Source organism: Streptomyces sp. NPDC058632 (genome assembly GCF_042717095.1).
GTDB lineage: Bacteria > Actinomycetota > Actinomycetes > Streptomycetales > Streptomycetaceae > Streptomyces.
Genome location: NZ_JBHXQZ010000085.1, coordinates 2,966 through 13,884, shown reverse-complemented (window position 1 = coordinate 13,884; position 10,919 = coordinate 2,966). Strand labels below are relative to the sequence as shown.

At 72.4% G+C, this 10,919-nt stretch carries 8 protein-coding genes and 1 pseudogene; 5 read left to right on the top strand and 4 right to left on the bottom strand.

Going from position 1 to position 10,919, the window contains the following annotated elements; translation table 11 throughout:
• Positions 1–80 precede the first annotated feature (80 nt).
• The 4 genes from ACFWVE_RS27145 (at position 81) to argF (ending at position 6,847) form a co-directional block, all read left to right on the top strand.
• Entirely contained in the window at positions 81–1,583 is a 1,503-nt protein-coding gene (locus ACFWVE_RS27145; protein WP_384019113.1) for a 3' terminal RNA ribose 2'-O-methyltransferase Hen1, read from the top strand.
• Complete coding sequence (locus ACFWVE_RS27140) at positions 1,580–4,150, top strand: polynucleotide kinase-phosphatase (RefSeq protein WP_384019110.1); 2,571 nt, start codon at positions 1,580–1,582, stop codon at positions 4,148–4,150. Before ACFWVE_RS27145 ends, ACFWVE_RS27140 begins: the two co-directional genes overlap by 4 nt.
• Positions 4,151–4,502: 352 nt before the next feature.
• Positions 4,503–5,726 carry an arginine deiminase gene (locus tag ACFWVE_RS27135; RefSeq protein ID WP_384019108.1) on the top strand — a complete coding sequence of 408 codons (1,224 nt, stop codon included), beginning with the start codon at positions 4,503–4,505 and terminating at the stop codon, positions 5,724–5,726.
• Positions 5,727–5,836: 110 nt separating this feature from the next.
• On the top strand, positions 5,837–6,847 hold the full coding sequence (gene argF / locus ACFWVE_RS27130) for an ornithine carbamoyltransferase (protein WP_384019105.1): 1,011 nt from the start codon (positions 5,837–5,839) through the stop codon (positions 6,845–6,847).
• 26 nt (positions 6,848–6,873) lie between these two features.
• On the opposite strand, the gene ACFWVE_RS27125 is transcribed toward argF, so the two are convergent.
• From ACFWVE_RS27125 to ACFWVE_RS27115, 3 genes and pseudogenes are all read right to left on the bottom strand, one after another.
• Positions 6,874–7,323 (bottom strand): ATP-binding protein, encoded by a 450-nt coding sequence (locus tag ACFWVE_RS27125; RefSeq protein ID WP_384019102.1) that lies wholly within the window; start codon positions 7,321–7,323, stop codon positions 6,874–6,876.
• A 284-nt stretch (positions 7,324–7,607) separates the two neighbouring features.
• Positions 7,608–8,420 (bottom strand): PaaX family transcriptional regulator C-terminal domain-containing protein, encoded by an 813-nt coding sequence (locus tag ACFWVE_RS27120; RefSeq protein WP_384019099.1) that lies wholly within the window; start codon positions 8,418–8,420, stop codon positions 7,608–7,610.
• A 174-nt stretch (positions 8,421–8,594) separates the two neighbouring features.
• Positions 8,595–8,785 (bottom strand): annotated as a pseudogene (locus ACFWVE_RS27115) (DUF5999 family protein); the annotation flags it as partial.
• Between the two features lie 241 nt (positions 8,786–9,026).
• On the opposite strand from ACFWVE_RS27115, the gene ACFWVE_RS27110 reads away from it, so the two are divergent.
• The gene (locus ACFWVE_RS27110) at positions 9,027–9,539 is read left to right on the top strand and encodes a DUF6299 family protein (RefSeq protein ID WP_384019096.1); all 513 of its coding nucleotides are present in this window, start codon (positions 9,027–9,029) and stop codon (positions 9,537–9,539) included.
• Between the two features lie 58 nt (positions 9,540–9,597).
• On the opposite strand, the gene ACFWVE_RS27105 is transcribed toward ACFWVE_RS27110, so the two are convergent.
• Positions 9,598–10,659, bottom strand: a complete 1,062-nt coding sequence (locus ACFWVE_RS27105; protein ID WP_384019093.1) for a PucR family transcriptional regulator — start codon at positions 10,657–10,659, stop codon at positions 9,598–9,600.
• Positions 10,660–10,919 lie beyond the last annotated feature (260 nt).

The window sequence follows — 10,919 nt, the reverse complement described above, 5'->3', positions numbered from 1 at the left end:
TGCCGGCCCGGTGAGGGTCCGCTGTTGTCGCGAGGCAATCAAGTACCGGCACGGGCCCCGCGCCACCCATACTCGGTCACGTGTTCCTGACGATCTCGACCACCGGCGACAAGACCAACCCTGCCACCGACATGGGTTTCCTCCTCCACAAGCACCCTGAAAGCCCCTTCTCGGCCCATCTGTCCTACGGCACCGCGCACGTCCTCTACCCCGAGGCGGACGCCGAGCGGTGCACGGCGGCGTTGCTGCTGGAGGTGGACGCGGTGGCACTGGTCCGGCGGGGCAAGGGCAAGGGGCGCGGCGGCGCCCCCGACGCCGCTCTCGCGCAGTACGTCAACGACCGCCCGTACGCGGCGTCCTCGCTGCTCGCCGTCGCGCTGAGCAGTGTCTTCTCCAGCGCGATGCGCGGCGTGTGCAAGGCCCGCCCGGAGCTGCCCGGGCAGCCGCTGCCGCTGCGCATCGAGGTGCCCGCGCTGCCCGCGCGCGGCGGCCCCGCCCTGGTCGGACGGCTCTTCGAGCCGCTCGGCTGGACGGTCACGGCCGATCCGGTGGCCCTGGACACCGAGTTCCCGGACTGGGGCGACTCGCGGTACGTCCGCCTCGTCCTGGAGGCGGACACCCTCACCCTCGCCCAGGCCCTGCGCCACCTCTACGTGCTGCTCCCCGTCCTCGACGACGCCAAGCACTACTGGGTCTCGCCCGACGAGGTCGACAAGCTGCTCCGCGCCGGCGAGGGCTGGCTGCCCGGCCACCCGGAGCAGACGCTGATCACCAGCCGCTACCTCACCCGCCGCTGGTCGCTGACCCGACAGGCGCTGGAACGGCTCGAGCTGGTCCGGCTGGCCGAGACGGACGACAGCGACGTCGAGGAGATCGACAACGCCGTCGAGGCGGACACCGGGACCGAGGAGAAACCGACCCCGCTCGCCGTGCGGCGCCGGGACGCGATCGTCGCCGCCCTGGGTGCCTCCGGTGCCACCCGTGTGCTCGATCTCGGGTGTGGACAGGGGCAGTTGGTGCAGGAACTGCTGCGCAACCCGGCCTATACCGAGATCGTCGGAGTCGACGTGTCCATGCGCGCGCTGACCATCGCCTCCCGGCGGCTCAAGCTGGACCGCATGGGGGAGCGGCAGGCGTCCCGGGTGAAGCTTCTCCAGGGCTCGCTGTCGTACACCGACAAGCGGCTCAAGGGGTACGACGCGGCCGTGCTCAGCGAGGTGATCGAGCACCTCGACCTGCCGAGGCTGCCCGCCCTGGAGTACGCCGTGTTCGGCGCGGCCCGCCCCCGGACCGTCGTCGTGACCACGCCGAACGTCGAGTACAACGTGCGCTGGGAGGGCCTTCCGGCCGGCCATGTCCGGCACGGCGACCACCGCTTCGAGTGGACCCGCGAGGAGTTCCGCGCCTGGGCCGAGAAGGTCGCCGAACGACACGGCTACGAGGTCGAGTTCGCCCCCGTGGGGCCGGAGGACCCCGAGGTCGGCCCACCCACCCAGATGGCCGTGTTCGTGACCCGGGACACGGCCAAGGACACGAAGACCACGAAGACCACGAAGGACAGGAAGGAGGCGAAGGCGGCATGACCCGAGAGACCGCCACCGGAGCCCAGCCCCGCGAAAACGAGAGCCGGGTCCTGCCCGTCACCGACCTCTCCCTCGTCGTACTCATCGGGGCCTCCGGCTCGGGCAAGTCCACCTTCGCCCGCCGCCACTTCAAGCCCACCGAGGTCATCTCCTCCGACTTCTGCCGCGGCCTGGTCGCCGACGACGAGAACGACCAGAGCGCCTCCAAGGACGCCTTCGACGTCCTGCACTGCATCGCGGGCAAGCGGCTGGCCGCCGGCCGCCGCACCGTCGTCGACGCCACCAGCGTCCAGCAGGACGCCCGGCGTCAACTGATCGACCTGGCGCGGCAGTACGACGTCCTGCCGATAGCCGTCGTGCTCGACGTGCCCGAGGAGGTGTGCGCCGAGCGCAACGCGGCCCGCGCCGACCGCGCCGGCATGCCCCGCCGGGTCGTCCAGCGGCACACCCGCGAACTCCGGCGCTCCCTGCGGCACCTGGAGCGCGAGGGCTTCCGCAAGGTGCACGTCCTGCGCGGTGTCGACGAGGTCGAGAACGCCACCGTCGTCACCGAGAAGCGGTACAACGACCTCACCCACCTCACCGGGCCCTTCGACATCATCGGCGACGTCCACGGCTGCGCCGCCGAACTGGAGTCGCTGCTGGGTGTGTTGGGCTACACCGACGGCGTCCACCCCGAGGGCCGCACCGCGGTCTTCGTCGGCGACCTCGTCGACCGCGGGCCGGACAGCCCGGGCGTGCTGCGCCGGGTCATGTCCATGGTGAGGTCGGGCAGTGCGCTGTGCGTCCCCGGCAACCACGAGAACAAGCTCGGCCGGTACCTCAGGGGCCGCAAGGTCCAGCACACCCACGGCCTCGCCGGGACCATCGGGCAGATGGACCAGGAGAGCGAGGAATTCCGCGCAGAGGTAAGGGAGTTCATCGACGGTCTGGTCAGCCACTACGTCCTCGACGGCGGCCGGCTCGTCGTCTGCCACGCCGGTCTGCCGGAGAAGTACCACGGCCGCACCTCCGGCCGGGTCCGCTCGCACGCGCTGTACGGCGACACCACCGGCGAGACCGACGAGTTCGGCCTGCCGGTGCGCTACCCGTGGGCCGAGGACTACCGGGGCCGCGCCGCCGTCGTCTACGGCCACACCCCGGTCCCGGAGGCGACCTGGCTGAACAACACCATCTGCCTGGACACCGGCGCCGTCTTCGGCGGCAAGCTCACCGCGCTGCGCTGGCCGGAGCGGGAACTGGTCGACGTACCGGCCGAGCGGGTCTGGTACGAGCCGGCCCGCCCACTGCGTACCGAGGCCCCCGGCGGGCAGGACGGCCGCCCGCTGGACCTCGCCGACGTCCACGGCCGCCGGGCCGTTCAGACCCGGCACGCCGGCCGGGTGGCCGTGCGCGAGGAGAACGCGGCCGCGGCGCTGGAGGTCATGAGCCGCTTCGCGATCGACCCGCGCCTGCTGCCGTACCTCCCGCCGACCATGGCCCCCACCGCCGCCTCGCACCTGGACGGCTACCTGGAGTACCCGGCCGAGGCCTTCGCCCAGTACCAGGAGGACGGGGTCGGGCGCGTCGTGTGCGAGGAGAAGCACATGGGGTCACGCGCGGTCGCCCTGGTCTGCCGGGACGCGGACGCCGCCGCCCGGCGCTTCGGCGTCGGGGGCGGCCCGGCCGGATCGCTCTACACCCGCACCGGCCGCCCGTTCTTCGACGACGCGGCGGTCACCGAGGAGATCCTCGGCCGGCTGCGCACGGCGGTCACCGACGCCGGTCTGTGGGAGACCCTCGGGACGGAGTGGCTGCTGCTGGACGCCGAGTTGATGCCGTGGTCGCTGAAGGCGTCCGGACTGCTGCGCTCGCAGTACGCCGCCGTGGGCGCCGCCAGCGGCGCGGTGTTCCCGGGGGCCCTGGCGGCCCTGGAGAGCGCCGCCGCCCGGGGTGTCGAGGTGGGGGAACTGCTGGAACGCCAGCGGGAACGGGCGGGCGCGGCCGACGCGTTCACGCAGGCGTACCGCCGCTACTGCTGGAGCACCGACCGGCTGGACGGCGTACGCCTCGCACCGTTCCAGATCCTCGCGGTCGAGGGCCGCAGCCTCGCCGGACTGCCGCACGACGAGCAGCTCGCCCTGCTGGACCGCATGGTCGAGCACGATCCCACGGGACTGCTGCAGACCACCCGGCGCCTGTACGTCGACCCCGCCGACCCCGAGTCGGTGCGGGCGGGCGTCGACTGGTGGCTGGAGATGACGGGACGCGGCGGTGAGGGCATGGTCGTCAAGCCGGTGGGGGCCCTGGCCCGCGATCCGAAGGGCCGCCTGGTGCAGCCCGGCATCAAGTGCCGGGGCCGCGAGTACCTGCGGATCATCTACGGTCCCGAGTACACGCGCCCCGACAACCTGGCCCGGCTGCGCGGCCGTTCCCTCGGCCACAAGCGGTCCCTGGCGATCCGCGAGTACGCCCTCGGCCTGGAGGCCCTGGACCGTTTCGCCGACGGTGAACCCCTGTGGCGGGTCCACGAGGCCGTCTTCGGCGTCCTGGCACTGGAGTCGGAGCCGGTCGACCCGCGGCTGTAGCGAACACCCGCCCGGGCACGGCCGGTCCGGGCGGCGTTCCCGCCCGGACCGGTCTGCCGGGCGGGCCGACGAGGACGTGGGTACGGGCGTCGGGGCGGAGACGAGGGACGCGGGGCAGGGCGGGCCGGGCCGTTCCCCGTCTCCGGCGCACTCCTCGCGGCCGACCCCGTGCCGCCGGGCCGGATCGTCGTCAGTGCGCAGACCGGTCGCGGTCCGGGTGCCCGACGGCGACGGGCCGGGCCCGCTCCCCCGTCCCGGCGCTGCGCCGGCGGCGCACCGGCCGCCCGTGCCGGCCGATGTCCGTCCCGTCCGCGGAGGGGTGAACACCCCCTCCGGTGGTCAGGATGGAGACATGACCTACCACGTCGACTCGGAGGCCGGACGGCTGCGCAGCGTCATCCTGCACCGGCCCGATCTCGAGCTCAAAAGGCTCACCCCCAGCAACAAGGACGCCCTGCTGTTCGACGACGTGCTCTGGGTGCGCCGGGCGCGCGCCGAGCACGACGGGTTCGCCGACGTCCTGCGCGACCGGGGGGTCACCGTCCACCTCTTCGGTGACCTGCTCGCCTCCACGCTGGACGTCCCGGCGGCCCGCTCGCTCGTCCTGGACCGTGTCTTCGACGAGAAGGAGTACGGCCCGCTGGCCACCGACCACCTCCGTGCGGCGTTCGAGACGCTGCCGTCGGCCGAACTGACCGAGGCGCTGGTCGGCGGGATGACCAAGCGGGAGTTCCTGGACGTCCACCCGGAACCGACGTCCGTGCGCTTCCACGCCATGGAACTCGACGACTTCCTGCTCCGCCCGCTGCCCAACCACCTCTTCACCCGCGACACCTCCGCCTGGATCTACGACGGCGTCTCCATCAACGCCATGCGGTGGCCCGCCCGGCAGCGCGAGACCGTGCACTTCGAGGCCATCTACCGGCACCACCCGCTGTTCCGCGACGAGAGCTTCCCCCTCTGGTCCGAGGGGCAGGCCGACTACCCGTCCACCATCGAGGGCGGGGACGTCCTGGTCATCGGCAACGGGGCGGTGCTGATCGGCATGAGCGAGCGGACCACCCCGCAGGCCGTGGAGATGCTCGCGCACAAGCTGTTCGCCGCCGGTTCCGCCGAGACCATCGTGGCCCTCGACATGCCGAAGAGACGCGCCGTGATGCACCTGGACACGGTGATGACGATGGTCGACGGCGACACCTTCACCCAGTACGCGGGCCTCGGCATGCTCCGTTCGTACACCATCGAACCCGGCTCGGGGGACAGGGAACTGAAGGTCACCGACCACCCGCCGGAGCACATGCACCGCGCGATCGCCGCCGCGCTCGGGCTCAACGAGATCCGGGTGCTGACCGCGACCCAGGACGTCCACGCCGCCGAGCGCGAGCAGTGGGACGACGGCTGCAACGTCCTGGCCGTCGAGCCGGGCGTCGTCGTCGCCTACGAGCGGAACGTCACCACCAACACGCACCTGCGCAAGCAGGGCATCGAGGTGATCGAGATCCCCGGCAGCGAACTGGGCCGGGGCAGGGGCGGACCGCGCTGCATGAGCTGCCCGGTCGAGCGGGACGCGGTCTAGGGGAAACCCCGGGAACAGAAGGCGCATATAAATGTCGATGCTCGTATAGACTTCCAAACGTCCTCGTGTCCGACCCGGCCCGACCCTGCCCCGTACCTCTGGAGCGCCCCATGGCGACAGTCCCGACCGCCCTCGCCGGCCGCCACTTCCTCAAGGAGGTGGACTTCACGGCGCAGGAGTTCCTCGGCCTGCTCGACCTGGCCGCGGAGCTGAAGGCCGCCAAGAAGGCCGGCACCGAGACCCGGTACCTCCGGGGCAGGAACATCGCGCTGATCTTCGAGAAACCCTCGACGCGCACCCGCTGCTCCTTCGAGGTGGCCGCCGCCGACCAGGGTGCCTCCACGACGTACATCGACCCGAGCGGCTCGCACATCGGGAAGAAGGAGTCCGCGAAGGACACCGCGCGGGTGCTCGGCCGGATGTTCGACGCGATCGAGTTCCGGGGCGACTCCCAGTCCACCGTCGAGACCCTCGCCGCGTACGCGGGCGTGCCCGTCTACAACGGTCTGACCGACGACTGGCACCCCACCCAGATGCTCGCCGACGTGCTCACCATGACCGAGCACGGCGGCGGGAAGCCGGTCACGGAGATCTCCTTCGCCTACCTCGGCGACGCCCGTTTCAACATGGGCAACTCCTACCTCGTCACCGCGGCCCTGCTGGGCATGGACGTCCGCATCGTCGCCCCGAAGGCGTACTGGCCCGCCCAGGACGTCATCGACCGGGCGCGCGCGCTCGCCGAGGCCGGCGGGGCCCGCATCACACTCACCGAGGAGATCACCGAGGGCGTCGCGGGCGCGGACTTCGTCGTCACCGACGTCTGGGTCTCGATGGGGGAGCCGCAGGAGGTCTGGGACGAGCGGATCGCCGCCCTCGCGCCGTACGCGGTGACGATGGACGTGCTGCGGGCCACCGGCAACCCGGACGTCCGCTTCCTGCACTGCCTGCCGGCCTTCCACGACCTGGGGACGCGGGTCGGCCGTGAGGTGTACGAGAAGCACGGCCTGGAGTCACTGGAGGTGACCGACGAGGTGTTCGAGTCGGCCCACTCGGTCGTCTTCGACGAGGCGGAGAACCGGATGCACACGATCAAGGCGGTCCTGGTGGCCACCCTGGCCTGAGCGGGGGACGGCGTCGGCCGGTCCGCTCAGTCGGGCCGGCGCTGGCGTGGCACCGCCGGCAGCCGGAACCACACGGCCTTGCCCGACGCGGTCGGGCGGTGGCCGCACGACGAACTCAGGGTGCGGATCAGCAGCAGCCCGCGCCCGTGCTCCTGCCAGGGGTCCGGCTCGCAGAGCGGCGGGCGGGTCAGGTCGACGGGCGCCCGCGGATCGGTGTCGTGCACCTCGACCCGGCAGCCGGTCGGCAGCAACTCCACCACCAGCTCGATCGGCGCGCCCCCGGCGGTGTGCTCCACGGCGTTGGCCACCAGCTCGGCGGTGAGCAGCTCCGCCGTGTCCCTGTCCGCCGCGTGTTCCCGCTCGGCCAGCGCGGTACGGACCAGCGCACGGGCGACGGGCACGGCCGCGGTGGTGTGCGGCAGTGCGACGCGCCAGGAGGCGGAGGTCGAGGGTTCGTACACGCTGGATCCGATCATGGAGAGCAGGTAAGCGGTCCTGCTTTCAATCACTCAATGGTACGGCGTGGCCCCCAGGGGGATGTCGTCGGCCCATGACGGACGTCACGCCTCCGGGACGCGCGGACGGCACGGCTCCCCGCCCCCGCCGGACGGGCCCTCGGGCCCGTCGCGTCGATCATGCCCAGCCCGCCTGTCGCGCAATCATGACGGTGGTCACGGATCAGTGACGCGCGAGGCCGGGAGGAAGCTTCGTGAGCCGTGAGCCGCATGGCGCGCCCTGCTCACGTGTCGTGTGGCACGTGTCACAGGCCCGCGAAGACCGCCCCCGCGTCCCGCAGGCGTGTGTGCAGGCCTTGGAAGACGTGCGCCGAGCGCGTACCCGGCCAGCCCTCCGGGAGCAGCCCGGGCGGGAGCCCGGGGTCCGTGTAGGGGAGGCGGCGCCAGGAGTCGAGGGCGAGGAGGTAGTCGCGGTACGCCTCCTCGGGCGGGGTGTCCTCGCGCTGCCGCCAGGCGTCCAGTACGCGCGCGTGACGGTCCAGGAACGCCTCGTGCTCCTTGGCCATCCCGGCCAGGTCCCACCAGCGGGCGACCGCCTCGGCGGTGGGCGTGAACCCGAGGTGCTCGCCGCGGAAGAGGTCGACGTAACCGTCCAGCCGCAGCCGCTCCAGGGTGTGCCGGGCCTCCTCGTGCAGCCGGGCCGGCGCGATCCACACGCCCGGAGCGGCGGTGCCGAAGCCGAGGCCGGACAGGCGGGAGCGCAGGATGTGACGCTTCTGCCGTTCGGACTCCGGCACGGAGAACACGGCGAGCACCCAGCCCTCGTCCCCGGGGCTCGCGGCGGCGTGCACGCGGCGGTCGCTGTCGTCCAGCAACCGGCGGGCGTCCGGCGACAGTTCGTAGCCCGCCGCGCCCTGTGCGGTGCGGGCCGGCAGGAGCAGCCCGCGCCGCTTGAGCCGGGACACCGAGGAACGCACGGCGGGAGCGTCGACGCCGACCGCGGCCAGCAGCCGGATCAGCTCCGCGACGGGTACGGGACCCGGCACGAAGCGGCCGTATGCGCCGTAGAGCGTGACGATGAGAGACCGTGGGGCAGGCTGGTCGGACACGTTGATCATCTTAGGTCGTGCCGATCGGCACCCCTCTCCGGGGCATCGGCATCACGCCTGGTCATCTCCCTTACCGGACAGGGAGGTTCCGGTACGGGGCGTTTCCTTGCGCCGGGCGACGCGTTGCGCCGTGCCGTGTGTGCGCCGCGCTGTGCCGAAGCCGAAGCCGAAGCCGGTCGGGCGGGCGGCGATGGCGAGGCGGTCCGCGGGGACCCGGTGCGGGGCGGTCGCGCGGCCGTCGGGCAGTAGTTCGCCCGTGTCGTCGAAGACGATCGCGCCGTCGCACAGCAGGCTCCAGCCCTGCCCCGGGCGGGCGGCGGCCACATGGGGGCCTGTCCGTGGGGCCGGGGACATGACGTCCGGTGGGCACACATGGCACACCTCCACATGGGTGGATCGATTCGAACGGGTCGTCTTCCCGGACCACGCTCCCGCCGGGAGCTCATCAGAACGGCCTGCCGGGAAGCGTGACAGCTCCCGGACACTCCCGGGACGGCTCCCCGACGGCCGGTGCCGACTCGCCACCGAAGGGGTGAGGGTCACCTGCCCCGGCCCGCTCTCCCGGTACTGCTGGGGACCTCAAGTCCTCGTTCCCTGCGTTCCAGGAGGTCCCCCATGTCCGTATTCCCGTCCGCCACCGCATCCGGGTCCGCGCGTCCCGCGCGTCCCGTGCGTACCGTCCTCGCCGGTGCGGCGGCCTGCGGGGCGCTGCTGCTCGGCGCCGTCGTGGCCGCGCCCTCGGTCGCGTCCGCCGCACCCGAGCCCTCCGCCGATCCCGTCACGTCCCCCGCCTCCGTGACGGTGAACTCCGTGGGCCTGATCGCCCCCGACGGCAGCGTCACGCTCTCCGGTACGTACCGCTGCACGGATGCTTCCGGGCCGGTCCTGGTCGGCTCCTCCGTCCGTCAGGAGCCGGCCGTCACGAGCTACGGCATCGGCGGCACCCGGGCACAGTGCGACGGCCGGACCCACAGCTGGGAGAACACCGGAAGCGTCCCCTCCGACACGCTGAAGGCCGGTGCCGGCGACGTCGAGGTCACCCTCGTCGAGCTGCGCCCCGTCGAAGGCGTTCCGCTGCCCCTGCCCCACGCCTCCCTGCGGCAGGACATCACCCTGGCCCGCGGCTGAACCACCGGCGCCCGCCCGCCCTGCCGCACCGGAGTTCCCCGGACCGCAGCTGTCCGGATCAGAGCTGCTCGGCCGGCCAGTCCAGCAGGCGGGCGCCGATGACCGCGGTCTGGAGCATGTAACGGTGGGCGGGGTCGGCCGGGTTGGCACCGGTGAGCTTGTGGATGCGTTCCAGCCGGTACGTCAGCGCCCGCACGCTCAGGGCGAGCCGCCGGGCCGCCTCCGCCGCCACGCAGCCCGAATCGAAGTACGCGGTGAGCGTGCCGAGGAGCGGCTCGGCGCCGCCCCGGGCCGAGGTGAGCGGGCCGAGCGTGCTGTGCACCAGGTCGGACATGGCCTGGCGGTCGCGGGCGAGGACGGGGTAGACGAGCAGTTCGGCGGCGTGCAGCACCGGCTCGTCCAGCCCCAGCCGTTCGGCGATCTCCAGCGTGCTCAGTGCCTCTTCGTACGACTGGACGACCCCGCCGGCCCCGGACTGCGGGCGGCCGACGGCGACCTGGCCGCCGTCGGTGGCGGCGTGCGCCTGCTTGGCGAAGTACGTGAGCACCTCGCCCTGGTGCCCCGGCGCGATGCACAGCAACCGGCCGTCCTTGGTGGTGAGCAGGATGCTGCGGTTGCCGAACCGGGAGTTGAGGGCCTGCTCCACCCGCCGCGGGACGGCGTCGCCCTCGTCGTAGGCGACGGGGCCCCGGGCGACGGCGACCGCGTGCTCATGGGAGAGCCGCAGGCCGAAGCGTTCGGCGCGTTCGGCGAGCCGGCCCAGGTCACTGCGACCGTAGAGGAGGTCGTCGATGAACTCCCGCCGGGCCGCCTCCTCCTGGCGGACGGCGAGGCGCTGCGCCCGCTCGTAGCCCTCGGCGAACGCGTCCACCGCCTGCTGCACGGCGGCGAGCGCCTCCTCGGCCGAATCGTCCTGGCCTCGCGGCCAGACCTCACGTGTGGCGGTCAGGTGCGTGCGTACCAGGTCGCGCAGACCGAAGCCCGCCTCCGCGGCCCGTTCCCCCAGGGCCCGACGGGAGGTCAGCTCGTCCCGGGAGAGGCGCCGGCCGGTGGCCGCGACCTCCTCCAGGATCTGGGCATAACCTTCGAGATATTCCTCGGGAATCTCCCGCTCCGCCATATCGCTCCCAGATCCTGACGCATCCTTGACGCCGTCTTGACGGGCCTCCGAACGCGCACCCGGCATGCAGACCTCAGTGAACATTGCCGGAAACCGGCAATGTGCGAACGGTACCTGACCGGCCATCATGGTCCGCGGGGAGCACCGCGGATGGTTCCGGTGCCCGACACCGGCAGGTGTCGGGCACCCGAAACCCCGGGGGGCGGTGCTGCCGCTGTGTCATATAAACAACTGAAGCTTCCGACGCATCGATTTTTGTT

Excerpts from the sequence above, each read along its gene's own strand:
- ACFWVE_RS27140 (WP_384019110.1), top strand. The coding sequence starts at position 1,580 with ATGACCCGAGAGACCGCCACCGGAGCCCAGCCCCGCGAAAACGAGAGC.
- ACFWVE_RS27135 (WP_384019108.1), top strand. The coding sequence starts at position 4,503 with ATGACCTACCACGTCGACTCGGAGGCCGGACGGCTGCGCAGCGTCATC.
- ACFWVE_RS27120 (WP_384019099.1), bottom strand. The coding sequence starts at position 8,420 with ATGATCAACGTGTCCGACCAGCCTGCCCCACGGTCTCTCATCGTCACG.
- ACFWVE_RS27105 (WP_384019093.1), bottom strand. The coding sequence starts at position 10,659 with ATGGCGGAGCGGGAGATTCCCGAGGAATATCTCGAAGGTTATGCCCAG.
- argF (WP_384019105.1), top strand. The coding sequence starts at position 5,837 with ATGGCGACAGTCCCGACCGCCCTCGCCGGCCGCCACTTCCTCAAGGAG.
- ACFWVE_RS27110 (WP_384019096.1), top strand. The coding sequence starts at position 9,027 with ATGTCCGTATTCCCGTCCGCCACCGCATCCGGGTCCGCGCGTCCCGCG.
- ACFWVE_RS27125 (WP_384019102.1), bottom strand. The coding sequence starts at position 7,323 with ATGATCGGATCCAGCGTGTACGAACCCTCGACCTCCGCCTCCTGGCGC.